We start from the raw sequence: 12963 nt of genomic DNA on the forward strand, positions 1-12963 counted from the left end.
GGTCATTCCTGGAATGAGGGGATCGATGTGTTGTGGTGAACCGGACGGCCTTCGGTGTCGTCGTCGGTGAGCGGCTTCTCGGTCATGACGAATTTCCTCGATGCTGCGGAGACGAAAACGGTCGAGATCAGTAGGCGAGCGCGTATCGGTCGTCATCGGTGTACGGGGCTGTGTAGCCGATGTCGGTCGAGACAGGATCATCGCCCTCGTGTGCATGTTCGGTGTCGACGGTGACTGTCGGCGTGGCGGCGCGCGGCGCGTCACCGCGAGTGGGCGTCGTCATGGGCACCTCCCTGATGCGTTCCCGGTGGGCATGGGGTGGGTCCGAAAATTCGGACCCACCCCATGTCGGCGTGCCGACGAAGAGTTACGTCGGTGTCAGACGGTGATTGCCTGACGGTTGTCGTTGTGTCCGATCTCGATCTTGCGGGGTTTGGCCTTCTCCGCGACCGGGATCACCAGTCGGAGTACTCCGTCGGTGTAGTCGGCGCGAATGTTGTCGGTGTCCAGACCTTCGCCGAGGAACAGTTGGCGGCTGAATACGCCGCGGGAGCGTTCCGCGGCGATCATCGAGCGGCTGCCGTCGAGGGGCGGGCGGGTCGCGCGCACGGTGACGACGTTGCGCTCGATGTCGAGGTCGAGGGATTCGGGATCTATGCCGGGCAGGTCCAGTTCGACGAGGAATTCGTCACCGTCGCGCCAAGCGTCCATCGGCATGACCGCGGGCCTGGCCGCGGTGCCGAATACCTGCTGTGTGAGTCGGTCCAGATCGCGGAAGGGATCGGTACGCATCAGCATGGTCGCCACCTCCAACACACTCCGTTCTCGGTAGTAGTGGTTGCCGGATAACCTCTGCTATTCGGCATAGATTTGTTTTAGCACTGTCGTAAGGTGAGTGCAAGGGGTTACGATAGGAAACCTGATATGGCAGTGTGGGAGTGAGGGGCGCAATGACAAGCGAGCAGCAAGGGAGTCGGCTGCCCGGTCCCGGGCATGCGGTGTACGCGATCTCGGTGGCCGCCGAGCTGGCCGGGATCGGCGTGCAAACCCTGAGGCTGTACGAGCAGCACGGTCTCATCACGCCGGTGCGTAGCGGCGGAGGGACGCGGCGCTACAGCGGCGACGATCTCGCGCGCCTGCATCGGATCACGGTTCTGGTCTCCCAGGGAGTCAACCTCGCGGGCATCGGGCGCATCCTCGATCTCGAAGACGTCAACGCCGAACTCGGTGCCGACAACGATCGTCTCCGAGTCGATCAGGACGAGACCTGACCACGACACCCGGCTGGGTCCGGCGCAGCGGCTATGAATCCGTCCGGTGCTCGCTCCTGAATTGGCACACTGTGCAATTCTGTGAGCGTTTCCAGGCGGTTTCGCAACTTCTCGCGGAAATCGGCCTGCCCGTCGATGTCGACGTATACGCTGCCTCCACGAGTACCGACGTGCGCTTCCCGTGATTACGGGGACTTGGACCCGACGACGGTCTGTGCCGCGTGTACGAAAGTTCGGCCGTTCGTCCGCTTTGTTTGCAGTCAGAAATCTGTCTCGATCACAGGGAGATCTTCTATGGCCGCGTTGAAGCCGTTCTACGAGGATGTGCAGTCGCATTACGACCTGTCCGACGAGTTCTACCGACTGTTCCTCGACCCGTCGATGACCTATAGCTGCGCCTACTTCGAACCCCCCGACCTTCCTCTGGAACAGGCGCAGTTGGCGAAGATCGACCTCGCCCTCGGCAAACTGGACCTGCGACCGGGTACGCTCCTGCTGGATATCGGATGCGGTTGGGGTGCAACGTTATTGCGTGCCGCCGAATGCTACGGGGTGCGGGTGATCGGCCTGACGCTCAGCAGGAACCAGCGCGATCATGTCGCGGGTCAGATCGAGCGCCGAGGTCTCGAGAACGCAGAGGTGCGGCTCCAGGGGTGGGAGGAGTTCGACGACGATGTCGACGCGATCGTCAGCATCGGGGCCTTCGAGCATTTCCGGCACGAACGGTATGCCGATTTCTTCGAGAAGTGTCGTCGCATTCTGCCCGAGGAAGGCAGAATGCTGCTGCACACCATAATCGGACATTCGCTGAACGATATGCGGCGGATGAACATTCCGGTGACCCGCGAAGATGCCCTGTTTCATATCTTTGTGAAACGGGAGATATTCCCCGGTGGACAGTTGCCTCAGGCTGCCGAAGTCACGCGGCTGGCCGGGCGCGCGGGATTCGGCACCGAGCGGATCCAGCCGTTGCAGAGTCACTACGCGCGGACCCTCGATCTGTGGGCCGAGGCGCTCATGGCGCATCGAGACGAGGCGGTGCGCATGACTTCCGAGCAGGTGTACGACCGCTACATGAGGTACCTCACCGGCTGCGCGGCACGCTTCCGCAGCGGGCATCTCGACGTCATGCAGTTCACCCTGACGACCTGACGTTCGACGGCGTGACTTCGTCCTTCTCGAACGCTCCGGCCGGGCGATCCGCGGGCCGTGAGTCAAGCCATGCCCGCAGGCGGGGTAGCTACCGTGAATCCGCTGGTGACAGCACCGGTGGTCCGCCCCCGCCGCGGTGCCGACCGGTCCTTCGCAGCAGTCGTGGCAGTCGGCGATGTGGTGCGGGTTTGGTGTTGACGAGTGCGATGTCACCGCCGTAGAGGGCGAGCACCCTGTGGTCCATGACGGCACGCCAGAGCGGGGGAACGGCGGCAAGCAGGATCATCGAGGCGTAGCCGCCGGGGAGTTGTGGCGCCTGCTCGTGGCCACGCAGCGTTTGATAGCGACGACCGGGGTTGATGTGGTGGTCGCTGTGTCGCTGGAGGTGGAACAAGAATACGTTCGTGACCAGGCGATCGCTGTTCCAGCTGTCGCGCGGCGAGCAGCGGGCGAAGCGGCCGTCGGGTCGGCGTGGGCGCAGCAATCCGTAGTGCTCGATGTAGTTGACGGCTTCGACCAGTACGATCCCGATCAGCGCTTGCAGCAGGAGAAACGGGATGATGGCGTGGCCGAAGGCCAGGATCATGGTCGCGAACAAGGCGAACGTCAACGACCAGGCCTGGAGGATGTGGTTGTCGGGGCTGAACCAGGGCTTGTCCTTGCGGGACAGGCGTTCGCGCTCCAGCGTCAGCGCCGAGCGCAAGCCTCCGAATATGGTGCGCGGCAAGAACTCCCACAGCGACTCGCCGAAGCGGCCGCTCGCCGGATCGGCGGGGGTCGCGACGCGGACATGGTGTCCGCGGTTGTGTTCGACGAAAAAGTGGCCGTATCCGGATTGCGCCAAGGCCAGCTTCGCCATCCGGCGCTCGAGGTGTTCGGAACGGTGGCCGAGTTCGTGAGCGGCGTTGATACCGATACCCGATACGACGCCCAGGGTCGTCGCCAACCCGATTTTGTCGAGCAGGTTCAGGCCGATGTCGGACCACAGGTATCCCGCGACGATGAGACCGGTCAACTGGAGCGGCAGGAACAGATAGGTACACCACCTGTAGTACCGATCCTCGGACAGGGATTCATAGTCTTCGTCGCGCACGTTGCTGTGGTCGTCGCCTATCGCCAGATCCAGCAGCGGTATCAGCAGGAAGACGATGATCGGGCCGGTCCACCAGAATAATTGCAGACCGGTGACGGTAACCAGAATTACTGGAAGTAGTGCGCAACCCGGAGCTATCGTGCCCATGATCCAGAGATAGCGCTTCGGGTCGCGAGATTCCGAATCCTCGAAGACCATAACAGCCATCCATGTGAGTCGAATTACGTCCGTCGAAGTCTTGCTGCCGCCCGATCTGCTCACCGGCGACTTTCATGACGACCTGGTACCGGTCTCGTACCCGCTACGCGACCGGTCTTTTCGTTGTCGACATTCGGCGGGTGGTTATTTCAGATGCCGAATGGGCCGTCCTGCAACAATTTTAGTGTCCGCAAATGTACCCGGGTGCTCCGTAAATTGTCAATGAAGTATTCATTGAAGTAAACTGTTTCGAACCGCACCGGGTATAGTACGACCGCTTCGGGTCCGAGAAAAGCGGTGATGTCTCGATCGTAATGGGATCGATGATCGGGAACCGGTTTACCCGCGTCGAAACGGTGAAGCCCCAGGTTATGGGCGGGACAGCGATCGAAGGAGAATTGTCATGCCGGATAGTGAAACGCAACGTACCCACGACCGGGGCGCGGCTCCCGAGGGCTATGTGAATTTCCCGGATCACGCGCGTACCTCGCGTAGCCACGCCGGTGAAGGCATCCAGGACGGTTACAACATTCCCGGGATCGTGTTGTGGGCGATCGGAATCGTCGCTCTGGGGCTCACCCTGACCGCGGCGGCGTACGGCTTCAACGGGTGGGCGATCATCGCCGCGATCGTGTGCGCCGTCGGCATCCTGGGCGGTTCGGGCTGGCTGGTCCTCGAGCACCGTCGGATCAAAGCCAAAGAGGGCCTCGCCCTGACCGATCAAGTAGGACATTGACAGTGCGCGTATGAACGAAATTCATACGCTGTCGGTTCGAAGGCGCAGATCGTAGCGCCGTTCCGCGTAGGCCATATCGTCGCGCCACAGCCGAGTCGTCGCGTAGTTCATCAGGGGGCGCAGCAGCGGTAGAACCTTGCGCGCGTGCCGAAACCCCGGTCGGTCGGAGTCGGCGATCACCGCTTCGATCACCGCGGTACGTGCCCTGCCGTCGTGGCCGCGGCCGATCGGCGTGGCATGTGTTTCGACGACACTGCCCGCACCTTCGCCGGAGAGGATGCGCATGACGATGGTGCGCGGGTCGGGGCAGCTGAACTCGGCTTCCACGGGCACCCCGAATCGGCGCGTCACCCGGAAGGTCACCTCGACCACGAAGGGGTGGGTGTCGACGGTGATCCCCTTCCGTGGCGGAGTCTCGGTGACCCGTAGCCGGGCGAAGGAATAGGGGTGGAACCAGGCACCGTGCCAGGGGTCGAGACGGTTGGCGATGATGTCGCGCGGTTCGCATACGCCGACCACGCGCGTCACCGCGTGCACTGTCGTGTCCGCCGGTCGGGGGCCCAGAATCGGCGCTTCCGTCGGTGTTTCGCCGCCGAGCGCGTCCAACCGAACCCAGGCGAGGACGCCGTCGTCGAAGGCCGGGTACGGACACCAGCGGCCTGATTCGTCCGCGCCGACGCGCATGCCGTGCCAGCGGCAGATCAACACGGTGTCCTCGATCGCGGCGAGGGCCAGCGGCGCGCCCAGATGCGGACACGCGCCCGATCCGACACGGAGGGTACCCGCGGCGTCTCGCCACGCGACGATCTCGGTGCCGCCGACCTCCGCGCCGAAGGGACGATCACCGCTGACATCGGTGGCGGCGGCGAAGGCGAACCAGTTGCCGGAGGGGCGTTGCTGGGACCAGTGCAGTGCGGCCGCGATCAAGGCGGGGTCGGCGTCGCGATAGGTGGGCTCCTGCTTCGACCACCGCTCGGAGGGGAAGCGCTGTAATGGGCTCGGGCGTCTCGGACGATCGCGACCGGGGCTCATCGGGGTCCACCCCCGCGGGTGGCCAATGTGCGCAACAGCGCCGAGCGACCGTCGGCGGGGACGGTCTGCACGGTGTGCTCGGCCGCGCCCCATTGCCGCAGCAGAGCATTGGCGGCGAGCCATCCGGTGGTGGCGGCGCGTTCCATGAGGGCGACGGGCAGGTCGACGCGAATGCCGTCGCCCGCCAGCATCAGCCGAGGATGCGGTGTCGCTATGCCGGGGCGTCGAGCGAAATCACCGGGGCCGAACCGTGGACAGTCCCTGCGCCACACCGAGCACTCTCCCACGATGTCGGCGTCGACGGTTTCGGGGTAGATCTCGTGCAAACGCGCCAAGAGACGGCCCCGCAGCGTGTCTCGTGCGCCGTCGGGCACGGCGTAGGCGTGCAACTCGACGACGCTTCCGTCATTGCGGCGCGCCCACGCGGCCGCCTGGCTCTCGTAGCGGTCGAGCACGCTGATGTTGTCGAGCGGTGCGAGGTCTCCGGTTGCCAGGAACGCGGGCCGGTCGGGGTGCACCGGCCGGTCGAGCCACAATCGCAGCACCTCGAAGGCGGGCGCGACCCCCGCTGCCGCGACACGCGAGCGCCAGTCGGCATCGCCGAGCGCCGATGACGCGGAGACGATTTCACGTAGACCCGCGATATCGGTGGCGATGACGACGGCGTCCGCGTCGAGGGCGGAGCCGTCGTCGACGCTCACCCGGAAGGTGTCGTCGTCGCGGTTGTCGATACCCGTGACGCTGACGCCGGTACGGAATTCCACGCGCCCGGGCCGACCCGCGACGCCGGGGACGGTGAGATATTCCGCCAGCGGTATCCATAGGCCGACATCGAAATTGTCCCGTGCCACGTCGAATACCAGTCCCTCACTCGATCCGAGGAAGTAGATGTGGAACATCGTCGCGAGTTCGGCGGCCGACATCCGGTGCGGCTCGATGAAGAAGCTGCGGGAGAAGACATCGAAGGCGAGATGGCGTGCCGCGCGGGGGAAATTGATGTCGCGCAGGAATGTCTCCGCGTCGAGATGATCGAGTTGTTCGTAGATTCGGGGGACCGAGACCGCGGCGAGAGGTGCGGCGGCACGCGCGTTCACGCGGATCAGATCACGCAACTGGAAGGTCGGGCTGCGGAAGGCGAAGGCCAGCGCGTTCCACGGGGGCGTGCGAGGCAGATCGCGGAATGTGTCGCGGCGCCCCTCCGAGTCGACGAGTGGATAGTCGCGCACGCGACGCAATCGGTTCAGTTCCGGATCGCTGCGTACCAACAACTTTCGGAGATTGTAGTACTGGGCGAAGAAGGCGTGGAAGCCGCGGTTCATCGCTACCTCGGTGCCGTCGGGCAGTCGCTCGGTCCAGCCGCCCACTCGTCCGCCGAGATATCGTTCGCGTTCGATGACCTCGACGTGGAAACCGCGTTCGGCGAGTCCGGTCGCGGCCGCCAGACCGGCGATCCCGGCTCCGATCACCACCGCGCGCGGCCGGACTCCGTCCACCGCCACGTCGGCGAGTCCGGGCACACCCGGGTAGCGCACCCTCCGCTCGTCGGTGCCGTAGACGGTGGGTGCGGGCCTCACCGCATCGTCCCTGTTCCGGTCGACCGGGAACCTGCGCGAGTGGAAGGACGGGGATCGCGCGCAGCGTGGCGCGCCCACCATGCCCTCAGCAGCCCCTCGGCCCCGACTCGGACGCGCCGCCGGTTTCCGACGGTGGCGCGGCGTCCGAACACGTCGAAGTCGCGGTCCTCGATGCAGCCCAGGATGTCGGAGTACAGCAGCATTGCCGTCGATACGCACGGCCGAGATCTCGGCGCGAGGTATCGGATGCCTTCGCGGGCGAATTCATATATGCGCCTTGTCGTCTCGTGCTGGGCGGCGAGCGCGCGACGAACCTTCGGGACTACTCTGCCGTTCGCTCGGCACCACCCGAGCAGTTCGCGATCCACACCGAAGGCGGCCAGTTCGTCGGCGGGCAGATAGACACGGTCGCGCGCCAGATCTTCGTCGATGTCGCGCAGGAAGTTCGTGAGCTGGAATGCTTTGCCCAGCGCCGCCGCGTACGGTGCCGCCTCGGACTCCGGGCAGGCCGTACCCAGGATCGGCAGTAGCTGTAACCCGATCACCTCGGCCGATCCGTACACGTAGACATCGAGTGCGGCACGATCCGGATAATCGGTGACCGCGAGGTCCATCCGCATCGAGGTCAGAAAGGCCCCGAAGAGATCGTCGCCGATACGATAGCTCTCCGCAGTGTGCAGGACCGCCGCCAGCACCGGGTCGCCGTCCGCGTCGCCCTGTTCGAATTGTGTTGCCAGAGTGCCGAGCCGAGCGGCGCGATCGCCGGTGGTGAGCCGAGGATCGAATTCGTCGAGTATGTCGTCGGCACGGCGGGCGAAGCCGTAGAGCGCGTGTACGGCGGGGCGCTGATCCGGTGCGAGCAGCCTGGTCGCCAGGAAGAAGGTCTTGCCGTGGCGAGCGTTGAGTTCGCGGCAGATTCGGTAGGAATCGCGGAGCGAGGGATCGGTGATCCCCGCCGCGTCGAGTTCGGTGCGCGTCATCTCGGCTCCGATCGGCTGTAAGGGCGGACGGGTGAGGTGGAGGCGGTCCGTACGGGGCCGGTGACGCGGTCCGCTGCCAGACGTCCGGAGATCAGTACCGGGGGGATTCCGACGCCGGGTACCGTGGAACCGCCTGCGAGTACGGCATTGTCGATGCCGCGAATCATGTTGGCGGGCCGGAACGGGCCGGTCTGGGACAGCGTGTGCGCCAAGGCGAACGGACTGCCCGCCAGCATGTCCTGGGCGGCCCAATCGGCAGGGGTGACCACGCGCAGGATTTCGGGATCGGCGAGCGCGGCGGTTCCGAGGCGCTGCCGGACGGTGGCGAGAATCCGTTCGGCGTACTCGGCGGCGAAATTCGGCCAGTCGATCTCGCCTCGCTCGAGATTCGGGGCCGGGGCGAGTATGTAGAGAAGTTCGCGACCCTCGGGGGCCAGCGTCGGATCGCTCGCGGTGGGGCGGGTGACGAGCAGCGAAGGATCGGACATGACCCGGCCGTCGCCGATGATCTGTCGGAAGGTCGATTCCCAGGCGGCGCCGAACAGCAGCGAGTGGTGTGGGAGGTCGAGCGAGCCACGATCACACCCCACATGCAGCACCACCGCCGAGGGGGCGGCCCGAACCGGGAACGGGCGACGCGAACGATGGCCGAGCAGCGTGTGGGCGCGATGCCGCTCGGTGGTCAGCACCACGGCGTCGCAGTCGATTCGCTCGTCGTGATCGGTGTGCACGGCGCGGATACTCGACCCCTCGCGCACCAGGCTCGTCACGGTGGTGTCGTAGCGGAACCGCACCCCGGCGGCTTCGGCCGCGGCGGCGAGCGCGTCGGGTAACGCCCGCATCCCGCCACGCGGAAAGTACACACCCGCCATGGTGTCCATGTAGGCGATGACCGCGTAGATCGCCAGCGCCTTGTCGGGGGCGACGCCCGCGTACAGCGATTGAAAAGTGAAGATGCGTCGTAGATTCGGATCGGTGATGAACTCGGCGATGCGACGATCCCAGCCGCGGAAGCCGCCCAGAGCTGTCAGTCGGGCGAGGTCGGGGGTCAGCATCGAGAGCGGTGAATCGAAATTGGCGGCGATGAAACGATCGAATTCGACGTGGTAGAGCCGGGTCAGCCAGTCGCGCAGCCGCCGATAGCCCTCCGCCTGGCCGGGACCGGCGAATTCGGCGACCGACCGCAGCATCGTGTCCCGGTCGCTGTGCACATCGAGGGTGCGCCCGTCGGCGTAGTGCGCGCGATAGGCGGGCGCGACCGGCATCAGTTCGACGCGATCGGCGGTCCGTTCCCCGACCGCCAAGAAGACGTCATCGACCAGATCCGGCATGGTCAGCACGGTCGGACCGGTATCGATCCGGTAGCCGTCCACGTCGAGGCGGCCCATGCGACCACCGGGCACCGAGGCTCGCTCCACCACCGTCACGGCCCGTCCGCGGCCTGCCAGATGCATGGCGGCCGACAGTCCCGCCAACCCGGCGCCCACGACGACGACATGCTCCGCATTGCGTTCGACTACGCGCACGACCGGCTCCTCACTGCTGCCGTGCGGTGCACAGCAGCGCCATCTGTTCGAGTGCGGTCCGCCGCCCGGGGGCCAGCGGACCATCGTCGAGCGCGTGGAGCGCCTCGTCGACCCGATCGGTGATCATCGCCTCGACGCGTTCGGGCGCGCCCGAGGCGTCTATCAGGTCCCGGCAACGCTCGAGCGCGGCGTGGTCGAGAACGGGGCGGCCGACCAGTTCGGACAGTTCTCGCTGAATCGCCGGGGTTGCCGCGTCGAGTGCCGCCACCACGACGGTGGTGGCCTTGTGCTGCCCGAGGTCGCTGTCCTCGGGCTTGCCCGTGACCGCGGCGGAACCGAATATCCCGAGCAGGTCGTCCCGTAGCTGGAACGCCTCGCCGATGCGAGTTCCGTAGCGGGTCAACATGTTCAGTACGTCATCGTCGCATCCGGCCATCGCCGCGCCGAGCTGCAACGGCCGCGCGACAGTGTAGTTGCCGGATTTCGCCCGCGCGATCGCCAGTACATCGTCCATCGTCGGGCGACGACGAACATCGTTGGTCAGATCCGTGTACTGACCGATCGCCAGTTCGATCCGCATGGCGTCGTAGCGCGGCCACACCCGCGCCGACGCGCTCGCCTCCAGCCCGCTCTGGCGAAGCATCTGCTCGGACCATACCAGGCACATATCGCCGAGCAGGATCGCCGCGGATTCGCCGAAACGCAGTGCGGCCGCGGCGTCGTCGTGCCGATAGCCGCGGGAGAAGCGGACGTGCGCCGCCGGTTCACCCCGGCGCAGGACAGCGTCGTCCATGACGTCGTCCTGGAGCAGGGCGAAGGCATGCACCAGTTCCAGACTGGCCGCAGCGCGCAGGGCGGCGACGTCCGGCTCGGCGCCGCACAGCCATCCCAGGTACATGAAGGTCGATCGCAGGCCCTTACCGCCGGTGGCGTACTGCCGGAGTACGTCGTCGGCACCGGGCCAGAGCGATCCATCGATCCGCACTTCGCGGAGAAAGTCGACGACTTCGCCGACTACGCGGCCGCGCACGTCCGCGCGCCAATCATCGAATCCGATGGCGTCCGAATCGGCCACTGTGGGTGTCGGTGGCCACGCCGGGCCCGGAGGTGCGATGCTCACCGGAGTCTCTCTTTCCGTGTAGTCCGCTCACTTGTGCGCGGCCGCGTGGGCCGTGTCAGCGAGGCCAGAACATCCGAAATCGTTCGGAATGGCGTATGTTCGGCCATTTCGTCGGCCATTTCGTCGGCCATTCGCCGCGCCGGTGCGCGGAAGTCGTCGGTTTCCAGTACGCGATCGAGTGCCGCGGCGATTCTCGCGGCGCTCGGGAGCGCTGTTCCGAGATCGATCCCGACGCCGAAATACGCTGTTCTGGCGGCCGTTTCGGGCTTGTCGGCGGTATCTCCGGCGATGATGACGGGGATACCGTGGCCGAGGGCCTGTTGTACACCGCCGTACCCGCCGTTGGTGATCATGACGTCCACATGGGGCAACAGCCTCGCGTACGACACATAGTCGAGGACCAATGTGTTCGACGGCACCGGGCCGAGCGGGGCCGACGACCCGCCGGTGGTGGCCACGACGACCAGATCGTCGCGTCCGCCGAGTGCCGACAGGGTGGGCCGGATCAGCCGACCGAAATCCTCGTTGTCCCACGTCCCCTGTGTCACGTGCACCACCGTCCGCCCACTCGCGAACACCTCCCATCCCTCGGGCAGTGTCATCCCGGTGTCCGGCGGCGGGAGGGGGCCGGTGAACACCACCGAGGGCGGCAGATCGCGACGCGGATACTCGAAAGCGGGGGAGCCGAACTGTAGGAGACGGTCGGCGAGTACCGGCCAATCGAGAAAGAAGACCGGCGCGCGCCGCACCCCGAGCTCACCGAGGATCGTGTCCAGTCGCGCCTGCTCCGCACCGAAGAGCACCTCGTGCACGAATCTGTTCATCCTCGTGTGATCGCGACCTCTGCGTGGCGGCCACCCGACACCGAAAGGCATCGTATCCACGCTGGACAACATCAGCGGCACGACACCGCATGCCAGCAGTGGCGGTCGTGTCCGGGCGGAGAGCAGCAGCGGAATCGCTCCGGTGAACATCACGTCGACCAGGACGGCGTCGTAGCGATCGTGGTCGATCGCCGCGCTCAACGCCCGGTACTGCGATGCGAGCGGTGCGAGGAAGGCCGCCCGCAATTCCGAACGGCCGATCAGCCAGCGGCGGACCATCCCTGGCAGCGCACCACGCCGGGACGACATCGGAGCGGGTTGCGCCGCCGAGGGTAGCGGGAGCGGCGTGACGCCGACCCGGGTCGCCGCCCGGTGGAATGCCGCGCCGGTGAGCAGCGCGACCTCGTGCCCGCGACGACGGAGGCCGGCGGCGACCGCGAGCATGGGCGTCACATGTCCGGGGACGGGGGTGGCGGCGAGCAGGTACCGGGCCACGGCGTCAATCCCGCACTCGGCGGATCGGTCGATATTTCGGTGCGCGTGACATCCGCATCACCGTCCGCGACGGCCCCGGTGAGGATGGCCGAGCGAGTCGGGCACGCGCGCGGAGATTTGTGCCGGTGCTGTTCACGACGACCCCTTTCCGAGGCGGATTCGTTCATCCTACGCGAAACGATGCAGTTTCGATGCGCCTGGCGAAGTGTGCGGAGATGGTGGTCGCTGTTGCCCGGGTCAGACAACAGGGACGTCGCATTCGAAGCCACGCGATGATCCGCGGTGCCGACGATTGGCATCGCGCGTCGTCCGGCATCGGATGCCCGAGCGCCCTGGTGATCGCGCACCGGCTGTCCATCATCCGCGCCGCCGACGTCGTCGCACCCTCGTCTGTGCGGTGAGGTGCGCTTTTCCGCCGGTCGACCACTGTCGTCGGTCGGTCGGGCGATGGAGATCCGGTGGGATCTACGCGATGCCCTACCCGCAGGCGATGACCTCAAACAACTCGCCTCGATGCTCGAGCGCGGCGATTCCGCAGGTCCGTGATTTGCCAACGGTGTGTGAGTGCCGGGTGGTATCGAGTGCGCGGGAGTGCGGCACGGCCGTCGAGCGGCGACGTGGCCTGCGAGTCGGTGCGTCGCAGCGGATCATCGGGAGGCTGTCGCGCGTTCGCGGGGGTCGTCCTGCACGAAGAAGCGGGTCAGTGGAACAGTCGAATTCGAGGAGAGGCTGTCGTCCCGAGCCAGCTGATGGAGCGTCAAGCGCTGCGTCGTCGACGCGGGCGACCTGACAGACACCCAGATCGAATGCGTCGGCACCACCCTGATGCTGCCCGAACAGCGCACGGACGAACTATGTGACCATTTCGGGCTCACTCCGCAAGACCTCAATATCGACCTCGGGCCGCTAGGCACCCTGCTCCCGCGTGATCCGACCGACCCGTGAGGCGCGCGAACTCGGGA

The 12963-nt window shown here is 66.0% G+C and carries 13 protein-coding genes and 1 pseudogene; 5 read left to right on the forward strand and 9 right to left on the reverse strand.

The features are described from left to right. Positions 1-127: 127 nt before the first annotated feature. Together OG225_RS14245 and OG225_RS14250 are read right to left on the reverse strand one after the other, a co-directional pair. Complete coding sequence (locus tag OG225_RS14245; protein WP_405182099.1) at positions 128-283, reverse strand: hypothetical protein; 156 nt, start codon at positions 281-283, stop codon at positions 128-130. 95 nt (positions 284-378) lie between these two features. Continuing rightward, positions 379-813 carry an Hsp20/alpha crystallin family protein gene (locus OG225_RS14250; RefSeq protein WP_405183267.1) on the reverse strand — a complete coding sequence of 145 codons (435 nt, stop codon included), beginning with the start codon at positions 811-813 and terminating at the stop codon, positions 379-381. Between the two features lie 137 nt (positions 814-950). Between OG225_RS14250 and OG225_RS14255 the strand changes: the two genes are divergently transcribed. Further along, a complete protein-coding gene (locus tag OG225_RS14255; protein WP_405182100.1) occupies positions 951-1271 on the forward strand; it encodes a MerR family transcriptional regulator in 321 nt (106 codons plus the stop codon). Between the two features lie 294 nt (positions 1272-1565). Next, entirely contained in the window at positions 1566-2423 is an 858-nt protein-coding gene (locus OG225_RS14260) for a cyclopropane mycolic acid synthase family methyltransferase (protein ID WP_405182101.1), read from the forward strand. 88 nt (positions 2424-2511) lie between these two features. Here the strand turns inward: OG225_RS14260 and OG225_RS14265 are convergent, their stop codons facing one another. Next, the gene (locus tag OG225_RS14265) at positions 2512-3723 is read right to left on the reverse strand and encodes an alkane 1-monooxygenase (RefSeq protein WP_405182102.1); all 1212 of its coding nucleotides are present in this window, start codon (positions 3721-3723) and stop codon (positions 2512-2514) included. A gap of 394 nt (positions 3724-4117) precedes the next feature. Between OG225_RS14265 and OG225_RS14270 the strand changes: the two genes are divergently transcribed. Then, entirely contained in the window at positions 4118-4450 is a 333-nt protein-coding gene (locus tag OG225_RS14270; protein ID WP_405182103.1) for a hypothetical protein, read from the forward strand. A gap of 21 nt (positions 4451-4471) precedes the next feature. Here the strand turns inward: OG225_RS14270 and OG225_RS14275 are convergent, their stop codons facing one another. From OG225_RS14275 to OG225_RS14300, 6 genes are read right to left on the reverse strand one after another with little or no spacing between them, the layout of a single operon-like run. Further along, positions 4472-5482 (reverse strand): DUF5914 domain-containing protein, encoded by a 1011-nt coding sequence (locus tag OG225_RS14275; RefSeq protein ID WP_405182104.1) that lies wholly within the window; start codon positions 5480-5482, stop codon positions 4472-4474. Then, a complete protein-coding gene (locus tag OG225_RS14280; protein WP_405182105.1) occupies positions 5479-7056 on the reverse strand; it encodes an FAD-dependent oxidoreductase in 1578 nt (525 codons plus the stop codon). Before OG225_RS14280 ends, OG225_RS14275 begins: the two co-directional genes overlap by 4 nt. Next, positions 7053-8036, reverse strand: a complete 984-nt coding sequence (locus OG225_RS14285; RefSeq protein ID WP_405182106.1) for a phytoene/squalene synthase family protein — start codon at positions 8034-8036, stop codon at positions 7053-7055. Before OG225_RS14285 ends, OG225_RS14280 begins: the two co-directional genes overlap by 4 nt. Continuing rightward, a complete protein-coding gene (crtI, locus tag OG225_RS14290) occupies positions 8033-9562 on the reverse strand; it encodes a phytoene desaturase family protein (protein WP_405182107.1) in 1530 nt (509 codons plus the stop codon). Before crtI ends, OG225_RS14285 begins: the two co-directional genes overlap by 4 nt. Positions 9563-9572: 10 nt before the next feature. Next, a complete protein-coding gene (locus tag OG225_RS14295) occupies positions 9573-10682 on the reverse strand; it encodes a polyprenyl synthetase family protein (protein ID WP_405182108.1) in 1110 nt (369 codons plus the stop codon). Then, positions 10679-12001 carry a nucleotide disphospho-sugar-binding domain-containing protein gene (locus OG225_RS14300; protein WP_405182109.1) on the reverse strand — a complete coding sequence of 441 codons (1323 nt, stop codon included), beginning with the start codon at positions 11999-12001 and terminating at the stop codon, positions 10679-10681. The genes OG225_RS14295 and OG225_RS14300 overlap by 4 nt, the downstream gene beginning before the upstream one ends. A 272-nt stretch (positions 12002-12273) precedes the next feature. Between OG225_RS14300 and OG225_RS14305 the strand changes: the two genes are divergently transcribed. Continuing rightward, complete coding sequence (locus OG225_RS14305) at positions 12274-12402, forward strand: hypothetical protein (RefSeq protein WP_405182110.1); 129 nt, start codon at positions 12274-12276, stop codon at positions 12400-12402. A 342-nt stretch (positions 12403-12744) separates the two neighbouring features. Then, positions 12745-12946 (forward strand): annotated as a pseudogene (locus OG225_RS14310) (gas vesicle protein K); the annotation flags it as partial. Between the last annotated feature and the right edge of the window lie 17 nt (positions 12947-12963).

This window comes from Nocardia sp. NBC_01377 (genome assembly GCF_045040005.1).
GTDB lineage: Bacteria > Actinomycetota > Actinomycetes > Mycobacteriales > Mycobacteriaceae > Nocardia > Nocardia noduli.

What these genes read in the sequence shown, in the direction of transcription:
- OG225_RS14245 (WP_405182099.1), bottom strand. Translation starts at nt 283, where the DNA reads ATGACGACGCCCACTCGCGGTGACGCGCCGCGCGCCGCCACGCCGACA.
- OG225_RS14255 (WP_405182100.1), top strand. Translation starts at nt 951, where the DNA reads ATGACAAGCGAGCAGCAAGGGAGTCGGCTGCCCGGTCCCGGGCATGCG.
- OG225_RS14260 (WP_405182101.1), top strand. Translation starts at nt 1,566, where the DNA reads ATGGCCGCGTTGAAGCCGTTCTACGAGGATGTGCAGTCGCATTACGAC.
- OG225_RS14265 (WP_405182102.1), bottom strand. Translation starts at nt 3,723, where the DNA reads ATGGCTGTTATGGTCTTCGAGGATTCGGAATCTCGCGACCCGAAGCGC.
- OG225_RS14270 (WP_405182103.1), top strand. Translation starts at nt 4,118, where the DNA reads ATGCCGGATAGTGAAACGCAACGTACCCACGACCGGGGCGCGGCTCCC.
- OG225_RS14275 (WP_405182104.1), bottom strand. Translation starts at nt 5,482, where the DNA reads ATGAGCCCCGGTCGCGATCGTCCGAGACGCCCGAGCCCATTACAGCGC.
- OG225_RS14285 (WP_405182106.1), bottom strand. Translation starts at nt 8,036, where the DNA reads ATGACGCGCACCGAACTCGACGCGGCGGGGATCACCGATCCCTCGCTC.
- OG225_RS14305 (WP_405182110.1), top strand. Translation starts at nt 12,274, where the DNA reads ATGATCCGCGGTGCCGACGATTGGCATCGCGCGTCGTCCGGCATCGGA.